Origin of the sequence: Devosia honganensis (assembly GCF_042648785.1) — a bacterium.
Taxonomy (GTDB): domain Bacteria; phylum Pseudomonadota; class Alphaproteobacteria; order Rhizobiales; family Devosiaceae; genus Devosia; species Devosia honganensis.
Genome location: NZ_JBHRYD010000005.1, coordinates 336,235 through 359,069, shown reverse-complemented (window position 1 = coordinate 359,069; position 22,835 = coordinate 336,235). Strand labels below are relative to the sequence as shown.

At 64.2% G+C, this 22,835-nt stretch carries 25 protein-coding genes and 1 tRNA gene; 7 read left to right on the top strand and 19 right to left on the bottom strand.

Annotation, left to right across the window (positions count from 1 at the left end):
* Window positions 1-164: 164 nt before the first annotated feature.
* From rplL to secE, 6 genes are all read right to left on the bottom strand, one after another.
* Window positions 165-545, bottom strand: a complete 381-nt coding sequence (gene rplL, locus ACFOOL_RS08605) for a 50S ribosomal protein L7/L12 (RefSeq protein ID WP_380096540.1) — start codon at window positions 543-545, stop codon at window positions 165-167.
* Between the two features lie 57 nt (window positions 546-602).
* Window positions 603-1,121 (bottom strand): 50S ribosomal protein L10, encoded by a 519-nt coding sequence (gene rplJ / locus ACFOOL_RS08600; protein WP_380096539.1) that lies wholly within the window; start codon window positions 1,119-1,121, stop codon window positions 603-605.
* Between the two features lie 320 nt (window positions 1,122-1,441).
* On the bottom strand, window positions 1,442-2,134 hold the full coding sequence (gene rplA / locus ACFOOL_RS08595; RefSeq protein ID WP_380096538.1) for a 50S ribosomal protein L1: 693 nt from the start codon (window positions 2,132-2,134) through the stop codon (window positions 1,442-1,444).
* A gap of 5 nt (window positions 2,135-2,139) precedes the next feature.
* Window positions 2,140-2,568, bottom strand: a complete 429-nt coding sequence (rplK, locus tag ACFOOL_RS08590) for a 50S ribosomal protein L11 (protein ID WP_380096537.1) — start codon at window positions 2,566-2,568, stop codon at window positions 2,140-2,142.
* Between the two features lie 144 nt (window positions 2,569-2,712).
* The gene (nusG, locus tag ACFOOL_RS08585) at window positions 2,713-3,243 is read right to left on the bottom strand and encodes a transcription termination/antitermination protein NusG (protein ID WP_380096536.1); all 531 of its coding nucleotides are present in this window, start codon (window positions 3,241-3,243) and stop codon (window positions 2,713-2,715) included.
* 39 nt (window positions 3,244-3,282) lie between these two features.
* On the bottom strand, window positions 3,283-3,477 hold the full coding sequence (gene secE / locus ACFOOL_RS08580) for a preprotein translocase subunit SecE (protein WP_380096535.1): 195 nt from the start codon (window positions 3,475-3,477) through the stop codon (window positions 3,283-3,285).
* A 247-nt stretch (window positions 3,478-3,724) separates the two neighbouring features.
* Between secE and ACFOOL_RS08575 the strand changes: the two genes are divergently transcribed.
* Window positions 3,725-3,991, top strand: a complete 267-nt coding sequence (locus ACFOOL_RS08575; RefSeq protein ID WP_380096534.1) for a hypothetical protein — start codon at window positions 3,725-3,727, stop codon at window positions 3,989-3,991.
* On the opposite strand, the gene ACFOOL_RS08570 is transcribed toward ACFOOL_RS08575, so the two are convergent.
* From ACFOOL_RS08570 to ACFOOL_RS08530, 9 genes are all read right to left on the bottom strand, one after another.
* Complete coding sequence (locus ACFOOL_RS08570; protein ID WP_380096533.1) at window positions 3,939-4,808, bottom strand: glycosyltransferase family 25 protein; 870 nt, start codon at window positions 4,806-4,808, stop codon at window positions 3,939-3,941. The genes ACFOOL_RS08575 and ACFOOL_RS08570 overlap by 53 nt on opposite strands.
* 95 nt (window positions 4,809-4,903) lie before the next feature.
* Window positions 4,904-4,979: transfer RNA gene (locus ACFOOL_RS08565), tRNA-Trp, on the bottom strand.
* A gap of 96 nt (window positions 4,980-5,075) precedes the next feature.
* Window positions 5,076-5,858: an ATP12 family chaperone protein gene (locus ACFOOL_RS08560; protein ID WP_380096532.1), complete on the bottom strand. Its 783-nt coding sequence runs from the start codon at window positions 5,856-5,858 to the stop codon at window positions 5,076-5,078.
* Window position 5,859: 1 nt separating this feature from the next.
* A complete protein-coding gene (locus tag ACFOOL_RS08555; RefSeq protein WP_380096531.1) occupies window positions 5,860-6,525 on the bottom strand; it encodes an HAD family hydrolase in 666 nt (221 codons plus the stop codon).
* Window positions 6,522-7,511: an RluA family pseudouridine synthase gene (locus tag ACFOOL_RS08550; protein WP_380096530.1), complete on the bottom strand. Its 990-nt coding sequence runs from the start codon at window positions 7,509-7,511 to the stop codon at window positions 6,522-6,524. Before ACFOOL_RS08550 ends, ACFOOL_RS08555 begins: the two co-directional genes overlap by 4 nt.
* Window positions 7,508-7,891: a fluoride efflux transporter CrcB gene (crcB, locus tag ACFOOL_RS08545; RefSeq protein WP_380096529.1), complete on the bottom strand. Its 384-nt coding sequence runs from the start codon at window positions 7,889-7,891 to the stop codon at window positions 7,508-7,510. Before crcB ends, ACFOOL_RS08550 begins: the two co-directional genes overlap by 4 nt.
* Before the next feature lie 9 nt (window positions 7,892-7,900).
* The gene (locus ACFOOL_RS08540; protein WP_380096528.1) at window positions 7,901-9,232 is read right to left on the bottom strand and encodes a replication-associated recombination protein A; all 1,332 of its coding nucleotides are present in this window, start codon (window positions 9,230-9,232) and stop codon (window positions 7,901-7,903) included.
* A 126-nt stretch (window positions 9,233-9,358) separates the two neighbouring features.
* Window positions 9,359-9,976 carry a hypothetical protein gene (locus ACFOOL_RS08535; RefSeq protein WP_380096527.1) on the bottom strand — a complete coding sequence of 206 codons (618 nt, stop codon included), beginning with the start codon at window positions 9,974-9,976 and terminating at the stop codon, window positions 9,359-9,361.
* 181 nt (window positions 9,977-10,157) lie between these two features.
* Window positions 10,158-11,732 carry an MDR family MFS transporter gene (locus ACFOOL_RS08530; RefSeq protein WP_380096526.1) on the bottom strand — a complete coding sequence of 525 codons (1,575 nt, stop codon included), beginning with the start codon at window positions 11,730-11,732 and terminating at the stop codon, window positions 10,158-10,160.
* A 215-nt stretch (window positions 11,733-11,947) separates the two neighbouring features.
* On the opposite strand from ACFOOL_RS08530, the gene ACFOOL_RS08525 reads away from it, so the two are divergent.
* A complete protein-coding gene (locus tag ACFOOL_RS08525) occupies window positions 11,948-12,547 on the top strand; it encodes a MarR family winged helix-turn-helix transcriptional regulator (RefSeq protein ID WP_380096525.1) in 600 nt (199 codons plus the stop codon).
* Window positions 12,548-12,600: 53 nt separating this feature from the next.
* A complete protein-coding gene (locus ACFOOL_RS08520) occupies window positions 12,601-13,812 on the top strand; it encodes an MFS transporter (RefSeq protein WP_380096524.1) in 1,212 nt (403 codons plus the stop codon).
* Here ACFOOL_RS08520 and ACFOOL_RS08515 read toward each other — a convergent pair.
* From ACFOOL_RS08515 to ACFOOL_RS08505, 3 genes are all read right to left on the bottom strand, one after another.
* Window positions 13,809-15,482 carry a DEAD/DEAH box helicase gene (locus tag ACFOOL_RS08515; RefSeq protein WP_380096523.1) on the bottom strand — a complete coding sequence of 558 codons (1,674 nt, stop codon included), beginning with the start codon at window positions 15,480-15,482 and terminating at the stop codon, window positions 13,809-13,811. The genes ACFOOL_RS08520 and ACFOOL_RS08515 overlap by 4 nt on opposite strands.
* Window positions 15,483-15,781: 299 nt before the next feature.
* A complete protein-coding gene (ndk, locus tag ACFOOL_RS08510) occupies window positions 15,782-16,204 on the bottom strand; it encodes a nucleoside-diphosphate kinase (protein ID WP_380096522.1) in 423 nt (140 codons plus the stop codon).
* A gap of 109 nt (window positions 16,205-16,313) precedes the next feature.
* On the bottom strand, window positions 16,314-16,691 hold the full coding sequence (locus tag ACFOOL_RS08505) for a hypothetical protein (protein ID WP_380096521.1): 378 nt from the start codon (window positions 16,689-16,691) through the stop codon (window positions 16,314-16,316).
* 167 nt (window positions 16,692-16,858) lie between these two features.
* On the opposite strand from ACFOOL_RS08505, the gene ACFOOL_RS08500 reads away from it, so the two are divergent.
* Window positions 16,859-18,730, top strand: a complete 1,872-nt coding sequence (locus tag ACFOOL_RS08500; protein WP_380096520.1) for an ABC-F family ATP-binding cassette domain-containing protein — start codon at window positions 16,859-16,861, stop codon at window positions 18,728-18,730.
* A gap of 525 nt (window positions 18,731-19,255) precedes the next feature.
* A complete protein-coding gene (locus ACFOOL_RS08495; RefSeq protein ID WP_380096519.1) occupies window positions 19,256-20,056 on the top strand; it encodes a DUF4344 domain-containing metallopeptidase in 801 nt (266 codons plus the stop codon).
* Between the two features lie 6 nt (window positions 20,057-20,062).
* Here ACFOOL_RS08495 and ACFOOL_RS08490 read toward each other — a convergent pair whose 3' ends face one another.
* The gene (locus ACFOOL_RS08490) at window positions 20,063-20,509 is read right to left on the bottom strand and encodes a DNA polymerase III subunit chi (protein ID WP_380096518.1); all 447 of its coding nucleotides are present in this window, start codon (window positions 20,507-20,509) and stop codon (window positions 20,063-20,065) included.
* 101 nt (window positions 20,510-20,610) lie between these two features.
* Between ACFOOL_RS08490 and ACFOOL_RS08485 the strand changes: the two genes are divergently transcribed.
* The gene (locus ACFOOL_RS08485) at window positions 20,611-21,681 is read left to right on the top strand and encodes an LptF/LptG family permease (protein ID WP_380096517.1); all 1,071 of its coding nucleotides are present in this window, start codon (window positions 20,611-20,613) and stop codon (window positions 21,679-21,681) included.
* Window positions 21,678-22,751, top strand: coding sequence for an LptF/LptG family permease (locus ACFOOL_RS08480; protein WP_380096516.1), 1,074 nt, complete (start codon window positions 21,678-21,680; stop codon window positions 22,749-22,751). The genes ACFOOL_RS08485 and ACFOOL_RS08480 overlap by 4 nt, the downstream gene beginning before the upstream one ends.
* The last annotated feature ends 84 nt before the right edge of the window (window positions 22,752-22,835 follow it).

Sequence of the window (22,835 nt, the reverse complement as noted above, 5' to 3'; positions counted from 1 at the left end):
CATCAGAGGCTTCAACGTGCCCGCGACATCCGAATTCGTCATATATTTCCGTAAATTGGCGCCTGGACCCATCCAATCGGCCCGGCGAATCGTTCCGTAGAAACGACAGAAGCGAAATGGCACATATAGCGCCATTTCGCAAATTTCAAGGCATGAAGTCGAAATTACTTGAGTTCGACCTTGGCGCCGGCGTCTTCCAGCTTCTTCTGGATGTCCTCGGCCTCGGCCTTGGAAACGCCTTCCTTGACGGCCTTCGGAGCGCCTTCGACCAGGGCCTTGGCTTCGCCCAGGCCGAGGCCGGTGATGGCACGGACTTCCTTGATGACGTTGATCTTGTTGTCGCCGAAGGAGGCGAGGATCACGTCGAATTCGGTCTTTTCCTCAGCAGCGGCGGCCGGAGCGGCACCACCGGCAGCGGCGGCGACGGCAACCGGAGCGGCGGCGGAAACGCCCCACTTTTCTTCCAGCAGCTTCGAGAGTTCAGAGGCCTCCAGAACGGTCAGGGCCGAGAGGTCATCAACGAGTTTGGCGAGATCAGCAGCCATTTTATACTCTTTCCAGTTTGGGTTTGGGTTCGAATGTTGAGGTAGTTTGGAACGGCCTTACGCCGCTTCGCTCTTTTCCGCGTGGGCCTTGAGGACACGGGCAATGCCCGCGCCCGGCTGCACCAGGATGGAAGCGATGTTGGTAGCGGGCTGCTTGACGAGGCCTGCGAGCTTGGCGCGCAGTTCGTCCAGCGAGGGCATCGTCGCCAGCGCCTTGACGCCATCGGCGTCGAGCGCGGTCTGCCCCATGGCGCCGCCGAGAATCACGAACTTCTGGTTCTTCTCGGCGAAAGCCGCTGCGATCTTTGGCGCAACGACGGGGTCTTCCGCATAGGCGATGACGGTCGGGCCGGTGAACAGGCCCGCGATATCCGCGACATCGGTTTCCTTCAGAGCGAGCTTGGCAAGGCGGTTCTTGGCGACCTTGACCTTGCCGCCCGCCTTCTTGACCTGCTGGCGCAGATCGGTGAAAGCGGCAACGGAGAGGCCGGTATTGTGCGCGACGACGATCGATCCAGCGCCCGCGAGGGCTTCCTGGAGCGAAGCGACGACTACACGCTTTTCCGCTCTTTCCAACGCTAGTCTCCACTAGTCAGGCCCCCTGCCGAAGCGCGGGGGCCATTGCCAATTGCTGCCCCCTGCTCTTGGAAAGAGCCGGGGAACAACGGTTAGTGCCTGCCAACCGAGTGCCCCGAGGGGCAACTGGCTTAGGTTCGAACCGCAATCCCGCCGGGCCCTGCGGCCCCGAATTGGGTCTCACCCCGTCTATTGCTGGCTCCCGGACAGGGAATTATCGGCTGAGCCGACCGGCAGTCTCGGACAGGACTTCACGTCGGCAATACCGGCCCGAAGGCCGGGGGACTGCCGACATTTCCGGGCGCAAGCGCCCGAATTCGCTAAAGAGCCGTAGCCGGCTCGACATGGACGCCCGGCCCCATGGTGGAGCTGACGGCGACCTTCTTCACATAGGTGCCCTTGGCACCGGAAGGCTTCGACTTCTGAACGGCATCGGTGAAAGCCTTGATGTTCTGGATCAGCGCGTCTTCCGAGAACGACACCTTGCCGATCCCGGCATGCACGATACCGGCCTTTTCGACGCGGTATTCCACAGCGCCGCCCTTGGCAGCGCCGACCGCACCCTTGACGTCCATGGTCACGGTGCCGACCTTGGGGTTCGGCATCAGATTGCGCGGCCCCAGCACCTTACCCAGACGACCGACCAGCGGCATCATGTCGGGCGTGGCGATGCAGCGATCGAACTCGATCTTGCCACCCTGAATGGTTTCCATGAGGTCTTCGGCGCCCACGATATCCGCGCCGGCGGCCTTGGCTTCGTCGGCCTTGGCACCGCGAGCGAACACGGCCACGCGCACGGTCTTGCCGGTGCCGTTGGGCAGCGTGACGACACCACGGACCATCTGGTCGGCGTGGCGCGGATCGACGCCCAGATTCATGGCGAGCTCGACGGTCTCGTCGAACTTGGCGGAAGCCTTCGACTTCACCAGCTTGACCGCTTCCTCGAGCGAATAGAGCTTGTTGCGGTCGATGCCCTTACGGGCCGCGGCGACTTTCTTTGCGATCTTTGCCATCAGTCTCAGCCCTCGACCTGAATGCCCATGGAACGGGCGGAACCGGCGATCATGGTCATCGCGGACTCCACGTCGTCCGCGTTGAGATCCTTCATCTTCTTTTCGGCGATGTCGCGCAGCTGCGCCTGCGTCAGGGCGCCGGCACTCTCCTTGCCCGGCAGCTTCGAGCCGGACTTGAGGTTGAGGGCCTTCTTGATGAAGTAGGTGACCGGCGGCTGCTTCATCTCGAAGGTGAAGCTCTTGTCCGCATAGGCGGTGATCACGGTGGGGATGGGCGAGCCCTTCTCCAACTCCTGCGTGGCCGCGTTGAAGGCCTTGCAGAATTCCATGATGTTGAGGCCGCGCTGACCCAGCGCAGGACCGATCGGGGGCGACGGCGTGGCAGAGCCGGCCGGCACCTGGAGCTTGATATAGCCCGTAATCTTCTTAGCCATTTTCTATCCTGTTCAATGCCCCAACAGGGGCGGTTGATGGCCGTGGTGCGGTTTCCTGGCACTGGCTAAGCACCATCCCCTTCCACGGATTTCACCGGCTTACGCCGGAAATTCTTAGTGGTCGTGCTTACGCAACGACAGGGGTCAGACCTTTTCGACCTGACCGTATTCGAGCTCCACCGGGGTGGGGCGACCGAAAATCGAGACCTCGACCTTGAGGCGTGAACGCTCCTCGTCCACTTCCTCGACGACGCCGTTGAAGCTGGCGAAGGGACCGTCCGACACGCGCACGCTCTCGCCCACTTCGAAACTGACGGAGGGCTTGGGATGGTCCACGCCTTCCTGCACCTGCTGCAGGATCGACATGGCTTCCGCCTCCGAGATCGGCATGGGCTTGTTGTCCGCGCCGAGAAAACCGGTGACCTTGGGCGTGTTCTTGATGAGGTGGAACGCCTCGTCGGTCATCTCCATCTTCACCAGCACATAGCCCGGGAAGAACTTGCGCTCGGCGTCGACCTTGCGGCCGCGACGGATCTCCACGACCTTCTCGGTCGGCACGATCACGTCCTCAAACAGGTGCTCGAGCTTCTTTTGCGCAACCTTCTGGAGGATATCTTCCGCCACCTTGCGCTCAAAGTTCGAATACGCCTGAACGATATACCAGCGCTTCGCCATAAGGGGTCGCCGCTCCCAATAAATCTAAAACTGATCCGCCTAGCGGATCGACAGCATCAATGACACGATCCAGGAAATGACCTGATCGGCAGCCAGGAAAAACAGGCTGGCCAGAACGATCAGCACCAGAACCATGATCGTGGAGATTACGACCTCGTTCCGGCCAGGCCAGGTGACCTTGCTGACTTCCGAGCGAACCTGCTGGAGAAACTGAATCGGGTTCGTGCGGGCCATTGGCAAATCAACTTCGTGTCTTGGTGCAAAACCAAAGGCCGCGCTGGAATCCCCGCACGGCTAGAGACCGGCTATCTAGAGGCTTTGCCCGCATATTGCAACAGGCATGCCCAAGAGAATCGATCGATACCGCATCCGCCAAAAATGCATCGCTGTAAAGCATAAGTGTAAAACCCGACGGAATCCGCTTGCGCAGCGGCTTGGGATGGATTTGGATCGAGGGGTGGCAGAGCTCAGGGAGGGAGCAATGTCGTTCGAGGTTCTTCAGTGCCAGGTGTTGTATTTCGGGCCCCATCCGACCCTCGCCCGCCGTGTCACGGGCGCGGTACGCGTGCGGATTCGCGAACTGCTAATGGGCAACGCCACCGAATATTCGCTCGATCTCAAGGTGAAGGCCGATTGCGGGCATGTCCCGCATGAGCAGGTGCGCACCGCCCTGCTCACCCATGCCGCGCACCAGCTCAACCGGCTGAAGGCCCGCCATTCCGGCGAGCGGCCGGTGGCCGCGGAATAAGGTCCGAGCCAGTCCAGGTCCCATCGGCGAAGGGTATGCTCATTCGCGTCAGGCCCTGCTTCTTGCTGGCGAAGTGATCGCGGGCATTGCGCCAGCCTTCGGTCAGACCTTCCCGCAATCGCCCGAGCCGATAGCGCAGCGGATGCTCTTTGGCGTAAAGATGTGGTTCGTCGACGGGCGCGATGTCGCTGCGGCCGATGGAAAGCTTGTCGGGACGCATGGAGCCCAGTTGCTGGCAGAGGCCGGGCACGGCTTGGACCCGCCTGATGGAGGCCCCGGGCTCGTCGAAGGGATTGTAAAGGGCAAGATCGGTCTGGCGCTGCCTGAATGCCGGGTGTCCAACAAGCAATTTAGCCGCTCTATTGCTAAGGACATAACCGGCGGAGCCCATCGGCGTTGACCGGAAGGGGCGAAGACCGATCCCAACGATATTTGCAATCGGCGGAAAAACACGAATGGTCGGGCCGGTCGCCTCCAGCCGAATGAGGTCTGTGTCGAAATTTCCCAGAGATTCTAAAAAATTCGGCAATAACGGCGATAGTTCCGCATCATCCTCGAGCACCAGCGCCCAACGGTTCCCTGCGGTCACCATCCTCTTCCACACCCGCTCATGGCTCAAGGAACATGCCAGTTCCTTGCAGCGCAGATAGCGCGGCTTGCGGCCATCGCAATAGAGCGCCACCTCTTCAGGCGTGAGGTCGGCCGGCGTCGCCGCCGAAACGCGTGTGCCTTCCAGCCCCAATGAGGCCAGTTGCGCCTCCATGAACGCCCGGCGATCGGGCCGGCTGTCGAGATTGATGTAATAGATCGGCAGCATCGCGGCCCCAAGTCGTGGCTGTCGTCAGGGCAAGCGTCCCGTTCGACCAGGTGGATATCGCCACAAAATTCATGGTGGGGGAAGGTCGATGCGCCTGGCAGGGGCTGGGGGACTCGAACCCACGACCCTCGGTTTTGGAGACCGATGCTCTACCAACTGAGCTAAACCCCTTCCGGCGCGCCTGTGTCTAATGGCAAAGGCGTCGGGATGCAAGTGGATCTTGCGGCGGAAAACGGACGAAAAGATGACCCCACGGCGCAGCCGCGCTCAAGGCTGGCGTAGCGCCTCGAGCACAGAAACGGCGGTATCGAACTCCACCTTGCGCTTCGCCCGGCGCTCCGTGGCCTCAGCATCCTCGCCCCAGAGGCGAATCTGGTGATCCTCGTCCACATGCGCCGCGGCCCACACAGCGTCGGAGGTGAGCAGACCATGCAGCAGGGCAACCGCCAGGAGACCCGAGCCGGTCAGGCCGGTGATCGACACCAGCGCCGTCAGCGCCAGGAGGCCCTGCCCTTCCAGCGCCGCATCGAGCCTTGCCAGCGTTTCGGGCGGCTGGGCCTGATGGATGATCCCGACCGTGGGCCGGAAGGCGATATCGAAATGCCGGGCCAGCCCGACCAACGCCGCGTCCCACTGACGTTCCTGCTCGGCGATCAGCTCGCGGGGCGAGTCAGCTCTGTAGAGAAGCAGATCATTGGCGGCAAACTTGCCGATCTCGGCCCGAAATGCGGGCATGGTCTGCTCGCCGCTTTCCACCGCCGAATTGATCAGTCGCACCATCGGCATGGCCGCCGGATCGACAAACTCGCCCTGTGCCGCCCATTCCTGCGCGATGGATCGGGCGATAGCCAGCGCGGGCACCACGACGGGGATTTTCTTTCCCGGCGTCCGCACCTGCCGGCCGTCGAGGGTCACCGCATAACCGCTTTCCACGCGGACGACATCCACCGCCGAATAGAAGCGCTTGGGCAGTTCCACGCGATTGAGGTGTTGCGCCCGGCCGTAGCCGTCGTCCCGGTGCCGGTGGGCTTCTTCCAACTGGTCGCGCATGTCAGTTCTCCAGAACCCGGTCGATGGCCGCAGGCAGGTCGTCGTAAGTCTCCACCAGCAGATCGGCACCAGCCCCGCGCAATTCGTCGGGATTATGGTAGCCCCAGGTTATCCCGATGGTTCTCGTGCCGGCCGCCTTGCCCATCTCCATGTCGAAAGTGGTGTCGCCGATGATGACCGTATCGGCTTTTTGGGCGCCGGTTTCCGCCATGGCCCGCAGCATCATGCCCGGATGCGGCTTGGACGGATTGTGATCCGGCGTCTGCAGCGTCACGAAATGCCCGGCAATGCCATGAAGCTGCGTGAGGCGATGCACCCCGCTCAAGCCCTTACCGGTGGCTATTCCCAGCAGCATGTCGGTTCGGGACCGCAGCAGATCAAGTGCGGCGCGCGCGCCCGGAAACAGTCCTTCCCGCCCCTCCGCCGCCACCAGCGAGGCACGGTAATGACCCCGATAGTCCTCGGCGAGCTTTTCCGCCAGATTCGCATCGTCCGAGCCGAGCAGCGTCGCCATGGCCTTGGGCAGCGACAGTCCGATCACCCGCCGCGCCTGCACCGGCGTCGGCGGCGTCAGCCCCGCCTCCGCAAAGGTCCTGGCCATGTGTTCGGCGATCAACGCTTCGGTGTCGATCAACGTGCCGTCCATGTCGAACATGACCAGTTTCATGCGCCATCCTCCGGGTCGGCCCGCTGCACGTCGTAGCGATCCGGATCAAACCCCAGCGCCTCGAAGCTTTCGCGCATGTGGGGGGGCAAGGGCGCCGAAACATCGATGCTCTTGCCGTTTCGCAACGGCAGGACGATGCGTCTGGCATGCAGATGCAGCCCCTCGCCCAGCCCCGGGGCCGACTGCCAGTTCTCGATGTTGAAATAGCGCGGATCGCCGATGATCGGCGTGCCGAGCTGCGCCATATGCACGCGCAACTGATGGGTCCGCCCGGTCACCGGCTTCAATGTCACCCAGGCGAAGCGCCGGCTGGCCGTGTCGGTGGTCGAGTAATAGCTGGAGGAATGCACGGCGCCCGGCGTGCCGTTGCGCACCACCACCATCTGCTCGCCATCACTGGTCGCGCGCTTGGCGAGGAAGCAGGAAATCTCGCCCTGGCGCGGACTGGGATTGCCGGCCACCAGCGCCCAGTAGATCTTTCGTGCCGAGCGGGAACGGAACACCGCGCCGAAATGCCGCGCCGCCGCCGCCGTCTTGGCCACGACGAGGCAACCGGAGGTATCGCGGTCGAGCCGATGCACCAGCCGCGGGGTCTCCCCCTGCCGATTGGGCAGGTTCCTGAGCAGACCGTCGAGATGCCGCGTGGTGCCGCTGCCGCCCTGCACGGCCAGACCCGGCGGCTTGTCGAACACATAGAGGTCGTCGTCCTCGTAAAGGATCAGATCCTTGAGGAAGCGGGCATCCTGCTCGTTGACTCGGAAGGGACGCACCGTGTCCGGATCGTCAATGGGCGGAACGCGGATGACCTGGCCTTCCGCCACCCTGGTGCTGGTCTGGACCTTGGCCTTGTCCAGCCTGACTTCACCATTGCGGATCAGCTTTTGCAGGCGCCCGAAGCCGAGTTGAGGAAAATGGCGGGCGAACCAGCGGTCCAGCCGCATGCCGTCGTCATCCGCCGTCACTTCCCGATGTTGAACAGCACTCATGCAGCTCCGCCCCTGGTTAGCAGAAGCCCGAGATATAGACCGATGAGGCAAATCACAACGGACAAGACGACATAAAGCAACGCCTGGCCGATCTCGCCACGTTCCATCAGGACGATGGTGTCGAGGGAAAAGGACGAGAAGGTGGTGAAGCCGCCCAGGACCCCGATCGCCACAAAAAGCCTGATTTCATTGGAGTGGGCGGGCAAGGTGCGTGCAAGCGTGCCGATCAGCACGCCCATCAGGAACGAGCCCAATATATTGGTGAGCAAGATGGCAAGCGGAAAACCGCCTGACCAGAAGCGGCCGACCAGAACGGACAGGCCATATCGCGCCATGCTGCCAATTGCACCGCCGGCGCCAACGAGGAGAACTGCCTGCATTTGCGATCCTTATGCGCCGCCATCGTGTCCGGACCCGGCGCGCTTGGCGGCGCGCAACCGGGCGAAATAATCCATGCGCTTGCGCAGGTCGCGCTCGAATCCGCGCTCGACGGGCTGATAAAAGTCCTGCCGGCCGATCTTTTCGGGAAAATACTCCTGGCCCGAAAAGGCTTCGGGCGTATCGTGATCGTAGATATAGCCTTCGCCATAGCCCTGCCCCTTCATCATCTTGGTGGGGGCATTGAGAATGACCATGGGCGGCATGGGCGACCCGGTCGATTTGGCGACCGAGCTCGCCGCCTTGAAGGCGGTATAGACGGCGTTGGATTTGGGGGCGAGCGCGAGATAGACGACCACCTGCGCCAGCGACAGCTCCCCTTCGGGCGAACCCAGCATCTGATAGGCGTCGCGGGCGGCCACGGCCAGGGACAGAGCCTGGGGATCGGCCAGCCCGATATCTTCCGAGGCCATGCGAATGAGGCGCCGGGCGAGAAAGAGCGGATCCTCCCCCGCATCCAGCATCCGCGCGAAATAATAGAGCGCCGCGTCCGGATCGGAACCGCGAATGGTCTTGTGGAGCGCCGAGATCAGGTTGTAGTGCCCGTCCTGCGCCTTGTCATAAATGGGCGCGCGGCGCTGCACGACGTTCAGCAGGCCGGCGGCGTCGATGGTCTCGTCCGTGCCGGCCGAAGCCAGGATTTCCTCTACCAGTCCCAGCAGCGCGCGCCCGTCGCCATCGGCGAGGCCGATAAGGGTCGCCCGGGCCTCGTCGGTAACCGGCAGTTTCACGTCCAGATGGGTTTCCGCGCGCTGCAGCAGGCTTTCGAGATCGTCGGCCCCGAGCGATTCGAAGCGCAGCACCTGCGCCCGCGATAGCAGCGCCGCATTGAGTTCGAAGGAGGGGTTCTCGGTCGTTGCGCCCACCAGCACCACGGTGCCGTCTTCCACCACCGGCAGGAAACCATCCTGCTGGGCGCGGTTGAACCGATGGATTTCATCGACGAAAAGCAGCGTGCGATGACCGGACAGCCGTTCGAAACGGGCTTTTTCGAACACTTTCTTCAGGTCGGCGACGCCCGAGAAAATGGCCGAGATCTGCTCGAACCGATAGCCGATCCGGTCGGCCAGGAGCCTTGCCACCGTGGTCTTGCCCGTCCCCGGCGGCCCCCAGAGGATGAGCGAGCCGAGGCGCCCCGAATCCAGCATGCGCCGCAGCGAGCCATTTGGGCCCAACAGGTGCTGCTGGCCGATCACCTCATCGAGGGTGCGCGGGCGCAACTGGTCGGCCAGCGGACGGGCCTTGTCGGTTTCTACGGGATCGGCGGCAAAAAGATCGGACATGGTGGCGTTGTAGCGGATTGAGGAGCGCTGTTACAGAGCGGTGGCAGCGTCACTCTGTCGGAACAGCCTCAAGGCCACTCACCGATCCCGAAGCCTGTCTTTCCGATGGACCGCAGCAATCGCATTCTACGCGGCGAAGGCCCTTGTGGCAGCTTCGGCGTTGCGGCGGGCGCGGGTGGCGGCGTGGCGGGCCAATTGCGCGGCGCCACCATGGAACTGCGAGAAGGTGATGCGGCCGCTCGTGCCGGAAATGGTGATGCCACGCCAATTGGGCCGGACGGAGCGTACATCGGACCAGTCGAGCGCGGTTTCCCTGCCCAGCGCGGAACGATGTTTCACTTGCCGGTGATCCCAGCGCGTGTTGGTAAAGAGCCCGGCGACGCCGACGGCGAAGGCGCCGGCACCGAGCAGGAGCACGGCCAGATAGGTGGCGACCAATTGGGCGGTGCTGGCCGCGTGGCCCATGACGATGACGGCGAAGAGCAGCACTGCGGCGAGGGCGGCAGCGCCATAGCAGGCGAAATATTCGACCAGCGAGGGACGCAATTCGGCCCACCCTCCCTCGACCATGATCGCCTCTTCGGGCTGCACGAGGCGGAGCGCCAGAAATGCCGCATAGCCGAAGGCAACCACGCCAGCCGCGCGGGCAAGGGGCAGAGCGGCAGTCGCCGGAACATGCTTGAGGACGATGAGAAGGGTGATCGTGATCAGCGGCAAAGCCACTTCCTGCCAACGCAAGGGCACGCTTGTCTCTCCAGTGTGAGGGGCCGGCGACGCGAACTCGGCAGAACCAATGCCGTCAAACTACTCATGCGAAGTGATTTGACCATTCACATTTTCGCCATAAGTGCGGCATGCGCCTCGGAAATAGAATCCGGATCACGGCATAAAATGTTGATAATCCGCGAATAAATACCTTTCGAGTTCAACCTCTGGCTGAAGCGGGTGCCGCGACGAGAGCCTCGGCGGCCCGCTCGCCGGCATCGATTTCCGCGTCCGGCTCCCGGCGGAGCGTCGTCGCAAGCGTCTGTTCCTTGAGAAGGAAGCTCAGGCAGAAGGCGAGGGCAGCCGCGCCCGCCGCGGTGAAAAACACCGGATGCAACGCGCTGGCAAAGGCTTCGAGCACAGTGCTGCGTAGAGGCTCGGGCAGAGCCGCCACCGCCTCCGCATCGAAGCTGCCGGCACTGCCGCCGGGCATGAGGCCGCCAATGCGGCCGGCCAGGCCGCTGGCGAAGATGGCGCCGAAAACGGAGACGCCGATGGAGCCGCCAATCTGGCGGAACAGGGTGATACCGGCTGTGGCGGCACCGACCAGTTCACGGGGCACGGCGTTCTGCGTCGCCGTAACGCTGACATTGTTGACCGGGCCGATGCCGGCGCCGACCAGGAACATGAAGGCGCCGACCTGCCAGGACGGTGTGTCGAGCTGCATATTGGCGAGTAGCAACAGGCCGATGACGAGCACGAAAGTGGAGACGATGGGCAGGAAGCGATAGCGACCGGTGCGGGTCATCAGGAACCCCGACAGCATGGACGCGCCGATGAGCCCCATCATCATCGGCACCAGTTGGATGGCCGAATCGGTGGGCGACACGCCCTTGGCGAGCTGCAGATACATGGGCAGGAAGGTGATGGAGCCGAACATGCCCATGCCGGCGAGGAAACCGACAGCCCCGGAAATGGTGAAATTATTGATGCGGAACAGGCTCAGTGGCAGCACAGGTTCGGCGGCGCGCATCTCCACCCAGACGAAGGTGCCCAATGCCGCGAAGGCGAAAACGACCAGGCCGAGAATCTGGGGCGAGAACCAGGCCCAGGTATTGCCGCCCAGGGAGGTCGCCAGCACGAAGGCGGTGAGCCCGCCCGAAAGCAGGACGAATCCGGCATAGTCGATGCTGTGCGAGACCCGGTCGGGCCGCGGCTTCAACGCGATGGCGATGACCGCCAGGGCAATGACGCCCAGCGGCAGGTTGATGAGGAAGATCCATTGCCAGGTCAGATGCTCGACGATGAAGCCGCCGAGCAGCGGGCCGGCGATGGTGGAGACGCCGAAGACGGCGCCGAACAGGCCCTGCACCTTGCCGCGCTGGCGCGGAGGAATGATATCGGCCACCACCGTCATCGCGACCACCATGAGGCCGCCTCCGCCCAGGCCCTGGATGGCGCGGGCGATGATGAGAAAGGTCATGGAACCGGCAAGGGCGGACAGCACGGCGCCGCCGAGAAAGATGACGATTGCCGTCTGCAGGACGATCTTGCGCCCGTAGAGATCGCCGAGCTTGCCGTAGATGGGCGCAACCACAGTCGAGCTCAGCAGATAGGCGATGACCACCCAGGTCAGATGTTCGAGCCCGCCGAGCTGGCCGACGATGGAGGGCAGCGCAGTAGACACGATGGTCTGGCCGAGCGAAGCGAGGAGCAGCGTGACGGCCACGGCGCCGATGACCAGCGCCACGGACTGGCCCTGCAAGGGATCGGCGGATGAGGGGGATTGAGACATTAAGGCAAACCTCTGAGCGGGAGCCCCATCGCCCTTCGGATCGACATGGTCCCTGAACAAAAAAATCCGGCGACAGGCCGGATCGCCCTGCCTTCGCCGATACATCAAGGCGCACTCGCCTTGCGAAATAAATTCCTGAAGCATATATGTGCTTCGAGCAATTACATGTCAACAGCATCCAATTGCACAACACATGCAAAATTCCGAGGGCTGCCATGCCTCTAAGCGACAAGAGCGAACTCAATGCCCTGCTGTGTAAGGCGGGGATCGACGCCGACACCGCCAGTGCGGTGATGGATATCGACGGCATGCTGCAAAGATGGCGCCGGCGCGCCATGAAGCGCGAACTGGGCCAGCGGGCGCTCGAACAACTGCATGTCGGCATCGATCTGGCCCAGTTCGACGTGCTGGTCGCCATTCTCGGATCACCCGCCCAGTTCGGCGAGAACGAGGGCGAGACCATGGTGGCGACGGTGGCCGAACGGCTCAATATCGATCCGTCGCGGGCCAGCCGGCTGGTGAGCGAAATGGTCGAGAAGGGCTTCGCCCGCCGCACCGTGAGCCAGGCCGATGCCCGGCGTACCATCATCGCGCTGACCGAGCGGGGCGAGGCGGTGGTCGATGCGGTGCGGGCCTATAAATATCTTATCATGGGCGACTTTCTGGCCAGTTGGGACAGTGGCGAGTTGGCCGCTTTCGTACCGATGCTGAAACGGTTCAGCACCTGGATGAACGGGATGGACCTGGTCGGAGAGAAGTATTCCGCCGACATCGCCGCCCTTGCGGAGAGCATTGTAGCGTCCGAGCGAGCCTGATGGACAGCCGGGCGGCGAGGCGCTAGGTCTCCCTCCCGCTTGGAGAGAGGGCCATGGCCGCACGATCGCGCCTGCCGGTGACGGCTTTGCTCGGGACGAACATGTTCTTCTCGGGCGTAACCTATGCGGCCACCCTGCCCTATGCCTCGCTGGTGGGCGTGGACACGCTGAGCCTTTCGCCCGGTTGGTTCGCCACTGTCATGGCCATCGGTTCGGTGCTGGGAACCTTGGTATCGCTGACGCTCGGCTATGTTTCGGACAAGCTGCCGGACCGACGCTTGCTGGTGCTGATCACGGCGCTGAGCGGCGTTCTCGCCCATGGGATGATCTATGCTTGGCCCACGCAATGGAGTTTTACGCTCGCCATGGCGCTGGTCATGCCCATTGCCGGCGCCTGCTACTCGCAATGCTTTGCCTATATCCGCGTCTATTACGTCAGGCACGACCCGGCGCGGGCGGATTTCATGGTCACGGCACTGCGCACGGTCTTCACCATTGCCTGGATCGTGGTACCGCCGATAGCCGGGTGGATCGCGGCGGAGTTCAGCATTTTCAACGTCTACCTGGTTTCCTCGCTGAGCCATGCCGCCGTCGGGGGCATTTTTGCGCTGCTCATGGCCGACCGGACGACGGCGGTGCGGATGGAGCCGCCGCAGCGGGCGGAGGGCACCTCGCTACTCTCGAGCCTGGCGCTGCCGTTGGGCACGCTGGCGGGGTTGCTGGGGCTGGTGGTGATGACGGCGGCAATGCGCATCCTCACCTTCACGGTGCCGCTGTTCATCGTCACGGATCTCGGCGGCACGGTCACCGATGTCGGTCTCTATGCCGGCATCACGGCGGCCATCGAGGCGCCCTGCATGCTGCTGCTGGCCTATCTGACCACGCTATGGAGCAAGGAAACCCTGCTGTCCGCCGCCGGGCTGGTGATGGCGCTGTTCATCGGCCTTGCCAGCCTGCTCACCAGCCTCACTATGTTCTACTGGCTCTTGCTCCTCAACGGGCTGGGGACGGCGGCGCTGATGAGCATCAATATCCCCTACATACAGGATGCCATCAAAGGCCGGGTGGGCCTTTCCACCTCGCTGATGGACGTGGTGGCGATTGCCGCCAATCTGCTCGGCGCGATGGCGTTCGGCCTGCTAACCACCGGTGGGAACTATCGTTTTACCCTCATGGTCGGCGCCGGCGTGGCGGTGTTCGGCGCCGCGATCATGGCCGGCGGCAACTGGCGCCGGCTGGGCAGCCGGGCGGTGGCGCGGGCCTAGCCGTCGGTGCTGCGGCGCTTCTTGTGGTCCTTGGCCTTGACCGGCTTCTTCTTCGGTGGCCGCGGGGGCTTGGGCGCCGGGCGATCGACGGGGGCGATGGTGACGTTACGCTCGCCGGTGCCGTTCTTTTCGAGGTTGCGGGTGAAGGCATCGACCTTGTCGGCGGCGACTTCGAAAATGGTTTCCTTGTCGAAAATACGAATGGAACCAATGGCTTGCTTGGTGACGCCGCCAGCCTTGCAGATCATGGGCAGGAGCCAGCGCGGGTCGGCGCGCTGCTTGCGCCCGAGGGTGATCCGGTACCAGGTGCCCCCGGCGAAGCGCTCGCGGGTGCGCGGTTCGCGGGGCGCTTCGGGTTCGGGCGCGCCGATTTCCTCGGGAACCGGGCGGGCGGTCATCTGGAGACGAAGATAGGCCGCAGCCAGTGCCATCGGACTGTTGTTCGCTAACAGACTGTTAACATTTTCCGCCTCTTCCTCCGTGACATCCTGCTGCAAAAGCGGCGAAGTGAGAATCCGTTCGCGATAGCGGGCGTCGATGGCGTCGGCGCCGGGTGGATCGATGTCCCGCGCCTCGACCCTGGCGGCGCGCAGGATGGAGCGCGCCACCCGCTGCCGATGGGCGGGAGTGATGACCACACATGTGCCCTTGCGCCCTGCCCTGCCCGTACGGCCGGACCGGTGCAGCAGGGTCTCGGCATTCATCGGCAGTTCGGCATGGATGACCAGATCGAGATTGGGCAGGTCGATGCCGCGCGCGGCGACGTCGGTGGCGACGCAGATGCGGGCGCGGCCGTCGCGCATGGCCTGAAGGGCATTGGTGCGCTCGGACTGGGTGAGTTCGCCCGAAAGGGTGACGACCGCAAAGCCGCGATTATGCAGCCGCGCCGACAGACGCTTCACCGCCTCGCGGGTGGAGGCGAAGACGATGGTATTGGTGTCCTCGTACCAGAGCAGCGTGTTGATGACGGCGTTCTCGCGGTCGTCGGCCGGCACCACCATGAGCTGATAGTCGATGTCGGCATGCTGCTCGCCCGGGCTGGCGGCCGAAATGCGCAGGGCGTCGCGCTGATAGGTCCTGGCGAGTTCGGCAATGGGCCTGGGCACGGTGGCCGAGAACAGCAGGGTACGGCGGCCCTCGGGCGCGGCGGCGAGGATGAATTCGAGATCCTCGCGAAAGCCCAGATCGAGCATTTCGTCGGCTTCGTCCAGGACCACGGCGCGCAGGGCCGACATGTCGAGGGCGCCCCGGGTGATGTGGTCGCGCAGGCGCCCGGGCGTGCCAACGACGATATGGGCGCCGCGCTCGAGGGCGCGCCGCTCGGTGCGCTGGTCCATGCCGCCGACGCCGGCAGCGGTGCTCGCCCCGGTCTGGGCATAAAGCCAGTCGAGTTCACGGCGCACCTGCATGGCCAGTTCCCGGGTCGGGGCGATGACGAGGGCCAGCGGCGCGCCGGCCTCGGGGAGCTTTTCGGCCTCGCCCAGAAGGGTCGGGGCGATGGCCATGCCGAAGGCGACGGTCTTGCCCGATCCGGTCTGGGCGGAGACGAGGAGATCGCGGCCCCCGGCCTCCTCCTCGATGACCGCCGCCTGCACGGGCGTCAGGCTGTCATAGCCCCTGGCTTCGAGGGCGCGGGCAATGGGGGCGAGGATGGTTTCAGGCAGGGGCATGGTTCGTTCCGGATTCGAGGCGAGAGACCCCTACCCCGGCCCTCCCTTCGTGAGGGAGGGGGCGAAAGAGCGTCGGCATCAGTGTAACATAAACAAGTAAAAAGGCCGCCCCGCGGGCGGCCGCTATATCGCTTCTCTGGAGCGAAAGTGTGGTGAGGGCATCCCCTCAGCGACCGGGCCGCCTCTCCCAATGGGGAGAGGAATAGAAGCTGTCCGGCCCTTCGCATGGCTCAGGAGGTTCGATCCTCAAATCGCTCCGCTGGCGCGTTTTGCCTTCCGGCCATGCCAGAAGCCGGTTCTCACCCGACGATTTCGTCGTCGGTGAAGAAGAACCTGATTTCTTCGGCGGCGGTTTCGGGGGCGTCGGAGCCGTGGACGGAGTTTTCGCCGACCGAAAGAGCGAATTCCTTGCGGATGGTGCCTTCCTCGGCATTTGCCGGATTGGTGGCGCCCATGATCTCGCGGTTCTTGAGAATGGCGTTCTCGCCCTCGAGGACCTGCACCACCACCGGCGAGGCGCTCATCTGCTCGACCAGCTCACCGTAGAAGGGACGCTCCTTGTGCACCGCGTAAAAGCCCTCGGCCTGTTCGCGGGTCATGTGGATCTTCTTCATGGCGACGACGCGCAGGCCCGCTTCCTCGAACTTGGCGACGATCTTGCCGATCAGATTGCGACGGACGGCATCGGGCTTGATGATGGAGAAGGTGCGTTCGATCGCCATGGCGGTAAAATCCTGCTGATTGCTTGGAAAGGTGGCGCCTTTTAGCGAGAGAGCGTGAGCGGCGCAAGACGGGCGCACGCCGCCGCGCGCAAGCGCCGCCTTCCGAGGATCAGTCCCGGTCCACCCGCGTGCTGTCGGTCGCCAGGACCGAGCCATCGGGCGCCAGCAGGGTGACCTCGACGCGGGTGACGGAGGTGTCGGCCGGGACGGCCTCCTTCACCTCGATCTCGACCAGTTGCATGGTGCACACTTCGGCGGTGGAGCTGGTTGGAAAGGTGACGGACAGGGTGCCATCGACAATGTCGCCGAGCCGGGCCTCCTCCACCTGCTCGCAGGCGCCGCCGTCATATTCGAATTCGATCTTGATCTGGCGCGGATTGAGGCGGTCGGCATCCAGATCGTCCAGCCGGACGCGATCCTGCGCCATTGCCGGAAGGGAAAGGGCGGCGGTGGCAAGAAGGAAGGTGACGATGCGGCCGGCGCTCATGGCGTTTCTCCTGTAAATCGAACCATGCCGAGCCATGGAGGACAATTCCGGCAGAGGCATGGCGCAGGCGCAATGCGGTTGCCATGGGCGCGGACAGTCCCTAATTCAGCGGCGAGAGTTTTTGACGCCACCTGCCGGCATTCGGGCGGGCCGCCGGGGTTTTTGCCATGCTGACCATTTCCAATCTCACCTATCGCATCCAGGGACGCGAATTGTTCGAAGGCGCCTCGCTGGTGCTGCCGGACGGCGCCAAGGCGGGATTCGTGGGCAAGAACGGCACCGGCAAGACGACGCTGTTCCACCTGATCCAGGGCCATATCGGCGCCGATGCCGGCACGATCGAGGTCAACCGCAAGGCGCGGATCGGCGCGGTGGCGCAGGAAGCGCCGGCCGGCGACGAGACCGTGCTGGAGGTGGTACTGGCCGCCGACAAGGAGCGCACCGCGCTGCTGGCGGAAGCGGAAACCGCCACCGATCCGCACCGGATCGGGGAAATCCATATCAGGCTGGCCGATATCGACGCGCATACGGCGGAAGCCCGGGCCTCGTCCATTCTCAAGGGGCTGGGCTTCGAGCAGGACCGGCAGAACGGGCCGACGCGGGAGCTGTCGGGCGGCTGGCGGATGCGCGTGGCGCTGGCGGCGGTGCTGTTCAGCCAACCCGACCTGCTGCTGCTGGACGAGCCGACGAACTATCTCGACCTCGAGGGCACGCTGTGGCTGGAAAAATACCTGGCCACATATCCTTACACGGTTTTCCTCATCAGCCACGACCGCGACCTGCTGAACAAGGCGGTCAGTTCCATCGTCCATCTCGAGCACCGCAAGCTCACCTATTACAAGGGCAATTACGACACTTTCGAAACCACGCGCCGCATGCAGATGGAGCTCAACAACAAGAGCCGTGAAAAGACGCTGGAGCAGATCGCGCATCTGCAGAAATTCGTCGACCGTTTCCGGGCCAAGGCCACCAAGGCCAAACAGGCGCAGGCCCGCGTCAAGATGATCGAGAAGCTGCGGCCGCCCGAGGCGATGTTCGACGAGCATGCGGCCCCGTTCCGCTTCCAGCAGCCCAAGGCGGACCTGCCCACGCCGATGATCACGCTGGACGGGGTCTCCACCGGCTATGGCGACAAGGTGATCCTCAAAAACATCGACCAGCGCATCGATCCGGAAAGCCGGATCGCGCTGATCGGCGTCAACGGCAATGGCAAATCGACCTTCGCCAAGCTGCTGGCCGGGGACATTCCTGCCATGGACGGCACGCTGCGCATCGGCAAGAAACTGGAGATCGCGCATTTCGCCCAGCATCAGATGGACAAGCTGCAGCCCGAGCTGACGCCGCTGGAACATCTGGCCGGGCTGATGCCGACGGACAACGAGGCGCGGCGGCGCAGCCGCCTCAACCAGATGGGACTGACCACCAGCCGCATGGACACCAAGGCGAAGAACCTTTCGGGCGGCGAGCGGGCGCGGCTGCTGATGGGGCTCATCACCTTCGGAGGGCCGGGCATGATGATCCTCGACGAGCCCACCAACCATCTCGACATCGACAGCCGCGACGCGCTGGTGCATGCGCTCAACGACTATCAAGGGGCGGTGCTGATCATCAGTCACGACCGGCATTTGATCGAGGCGACCTGCGACACGCTGTGGATCGCCGAAGGCGGCACCATCCGGGAACTGGACGAGGACCTCGACAGCTATCAGCGCAGCATCACCGCGCCGCGCGAGGGCAAGGCCAATGGCGCCGCCAATGCCGGCGAGCGGCGGCTGAGCCGGCAGGAGGCGGCGGCACGGCGGGCGGAACTGGCGCCGCTCAAGGCCTCGATCAAGGACGCCGAAACCAAGATGGGCCGGCTGCGCATCGCACTCGACAAGATCGAGGCGCAACTGGCCGATCCCAAGGTCTATGACGGTCCGTCGGACCGGCTGGTGGCGCTGGGCAAGGACAAGGCCAGGTTCAGCGGCGAGCTGGAAGCGACCGAAGAAAAATGGCTCGAACTGAGCGCCGAGCTGGAGGACGCGGAGCGGGCGTGAGGGAGGGGAATTGCATATGAGCCTGACGGCGCAATAGAAGCTGTCGCGTTCCCCTCTCCCTCAAGGGGAGGGGTTAGGGGTGGGGGTTCCGCGCCGTCGATTTTCTCGATGAATTAATCGGACTCCCGGACAATCCCGAACCCCCCCTGGCCCAGCCATTCGAGCATAGCTCTCATGGCCTTCTCACCTTCAATCGCTCCACCGGAGCGATTGACCCTACGGGACAGTTCGAAGCCCTCAAGGAGGAGGGAGGCGAAGGGGCCGGCCTCACAGATTTTTCCATATGCAATTCCCTTGGGGCATGATGGGGAGTGTTATTTCGGGCACTTGGCTCAACTTACCTCCCCCACCGCGCTGCCCTCGGGCTTGCCTCGATGGCTACTGTCCATGTGCAAGAAACCCGGAGAGCGTCCGAAGTAAACACTACTCTGGAGGAGGAAGGGGAACACATCCCGCGTTCGCCCGGACGTTGACTTGCGGGGCGGCATGGCTTCTGGTGGCGCGGACCGAGAGTGAGGGATTGTCATGCGCCGCCTTTTCGCCCTGATGATCGCCGCCCTGCTGCTCGCTCTCGCGTCTCCGGCCCAGGCGCAGGATCTGAGCGGCTTCAGCAAGCGGGAACGCGCCGACATATTGCGCTTCGCGGTCAATAACAGCCTGTTCACGCTCTATCACGAGGTGGCGCATCTGCTGATCGACAAGCTGGACCTGCCGGTTCTGGGGCGCGAGGAGGATGCGGCGGACAATATCGCCACCTGGATGCTGCTGGGCAAGAACACGCCCGACAGCAACCGGGTGCTGGAGGACGCGGTCAAGGGCTGGCTGCTGACCGGACGCAGTTTCGGCGATCATTTCGGCGATGACGATTACGCCTATGGCTACAGCCCGGAGCGCCATCGGGCCATGCAGATCGTCTGCCTGATGGTGGGCGCCGACCGGGCGGCGTTCCGCAAGGTGGCCAATAGCTATGAATTCGACCCGGAGAGGCAGCATAGCTGCCATTTCGACTATCAACTCGTCGACCGCAGCCTGCGCGGACTGCTGGAAAAGCCAGGCAGCGGCACGCGGGTCGACGTGGTGCTCGAAGATGGCGGAAGGCGGCTGCGGCTGGCCGAGCGGGTTTTTCGCACCAGCGGAATTTTCGAGGCGGTGGCCGAGGAAGTGCGCAAGGGCTACCGGCTGAGCGGCCGGGTGAAATTCACCGCGACGCGCTGCGAGGAGCCCAATGCCTATTACGACCCGAGAACGGCCGAGATCATCTTCTGCTACGAGCTGGTCGAGGATTTCATGGCGCTCTACGCGACCGAATTGCGGGCCGGACGCTGAGGGGCCTCACGCCTTTTTGGCCCAGCGGCCGTTCTGGTCCTGCTGCCAATAGGTGACCTCATTGCCCTCGCGCAGCGCCTTCCAGGCAAGGCGCGCCTCCGCGACCGCCTCGGGGTCGTGGCCGGAAAACAGATAAACCAGGCGCCGATAGGCCCCGACCGCCTGCGGCACCGCCCGGTCGACGAAGAAGCGCACCGGGGCGTCGTTGGGATTGTCGGGGCCGGTGGTGAGCAGGATCGGCTGATGGATGTCGGTCTCCTCGCCGGCGAGGCCATGGGCGAGAAAGGCATCGTCGCGAAAGGTCCACAAATGCGCATCGAGCGCCTCGGCGCGTTCGGGCGAGCCGATTTCCACCACCGCGCGCCAGCCGCGCTCGAGCGTCTTTTCGAGCAGCAGCGGCAGCACCGCTTCGAGCGGGCGGGTTTCCAGATGGTAAAAGAGGATTTCGGCCATGGCGGCATTCTAGAGGGGCGCGGAGGGCTTCGCCAGAGGAAAGGAGCTTTCCCCTCGCGGCGGGGCATGGTTCAAGGGGCGACCGGTTACAGTTCGACGCGATGAGAAAACTCACCTCCTATCTGACGCGCCTGTTCGCCACGGATGCGCTGATCCTGTTCGGGATCGCGTGCTTCCTGCTGTGGCTGGTCAATTGCCTGCGCTCCTTCGAGGTGGTGTCGGTCAAGGGCCAGGGATTCGGCACGCTGGCCCTGCAGGCGCTCTACACCATGCCGCCGCTGGCGCTGGCCTTCTTCTATATCTGCGTGGGCATCGGCATGGTGCGGGCGCTGACGGCGCTGCAGGCGAGCCACGAACTGCACATCATCCACACCAGCAACGGGCTGGGCGGGCTGTGGCGGGCCGCCGCCGTCACCTGCGGCGGGGCGGTGCTGGCGGTGCTGCTGCTCGCCCATGTGATCGAGCCGCTGGCCAACCGGCAGCTCAACCTGCTTTCGGCCACCGTCGCGGCGGACCTGGTCAGCTCCACCCTCAAGCCCAACCGCTTCACCCAGGCGGCGCCGGGCGTGGTGCTGCTGATCGGCGGGCGCGAGGATGGCGGAGTGATCACCGAATTCTTCGCCGACGACCGGCGCGATCCGGAGACGCGCCGCACCTATATCGCGGAATCGGCACGGGTGATGGGCGTGGGCGACGACTACATCCTCGAATTGCGCAACGGCACGCTGCAATATGCCGAGAAGGACGGGCGCTATTCGGAAATCCGCTTCACCCGCTACGATGTCAGCGTCGAGAGCCTCAGCCAGCAGGTAGCGCGGATCGATCCCCTCAACGAGCGCACCAGTTTCGAGATCGCCGGGGAGGCCATGGAGACGGGTCAATGGCGGGCGGGCGCGGTGGGCAAGCTGCTCGACCGCATGGCGGAGGCGCTGCGGGTGGTGGGGCTGTGCCTGCTGGTGCTGGCCATTGCGGGCTTTCCCAGCGGCAACCGCATGCGCATCAAACTGCCGCTCGAGGCCATCGTCATGCTGGTGGCATTCGGGGAGCGCGGCGTCAGCGCCTACAGCCCGCTGGGATCGGGAACCGGCGCGGTGATCCTGGTGATCGTCGCCCTCGCCATATTGGCGATACGGCTGTGGCCGCGCCGGCCTTTCGCGGAGGCGGCGTCATGATGAACCGCATCGACAGGCTGGTGCTGGGGCGGCTGGCCAGCCGCATCGGGGCCACGGTCTTCATCTTTTACGGGCTGATCGCGCTGGTGGAATCGCTCGACACCTGGCGCTTCACCTATGTCTCGGACAATCGGGGCCTGCATATGGGCATATTGATGGTGGCGATGAGCGCGGTGCGCTGGACCATCAAGACCCTGCCGGTGACGGTGCTGCTGGGGGCAATACTGGGGCTGGTGGACCTCAAGATGCGGCACGAGCTGACCGTCATCAAGGCCAGCGGCATTTCCATCTGGCGGGTGCTGCGCGCCCCGGTCGCGGTGCTGATCGTTGCGAGCTTCGTCATCGCGCTCGGGGCGGAGACCATCAGCACGCAGATCAACCGCGACCTCGCCCCCACCCCGCCCGGGCAGGCGACGCAACTCACCCCCAATGGCGAAGTCTGGCTCGAGCAGCGCGGGGAAGGCGCCCATTACGTGCTCCTGGCGCGGCGCATGTCGCCCGGCGGCGGCACGCTGGCCGGGGTGACGCTGTTCCACCTCGGCCCGAGCGAAGTGGCGCGGCTGGAGGCCGAAGAGGCGATCTTGGAGCCGGGGCACTGGCATTTCCCCGAAGCGCTGGCGCGGACGCCGGAAGCGCCGGCGCGGACCGTGTTCGACGTGCGGGTGCCCACGACCTCCACGGCAGCCGAAATCAGCCTCAAGCTGGCCTCCACCGAGGACATGACCTTTTTCGAGCTGGCGGACCTGCTGCGGCGGGGGGTCAGCGACCCTGCGGTACAGGCGGCCACCACGATGCGGCTGATCAAGCTGCTGGCGCTGCCGCTGGTGCTCAGCGGCTCGCTGCTGATCGCCTTCGCCTTCACCGCGGGCTATAGCCGGCACACGCAGATCGGGCCGGCGGTGCTTTACGGCATGGTGCTGGGCTTCATCGTCTTCGTCATCACCGAAATGGCCGACCGGGCCGGCACGACCGGAGTGCTGGACCCGCTTTTCGCCGCTCTGGGGCCCGCCATTGTCGCCATCGTGATCGGCGTCACCGTGCTACTGCGGCGCGAGGACGGCTGGACCTGAGGCGTATTCGGATTTTGGCCGCATTCATCGCCCAATTGACACGCTTGCCCGGACGCCGCATTGAAGGCATCACGGAAAATGGCG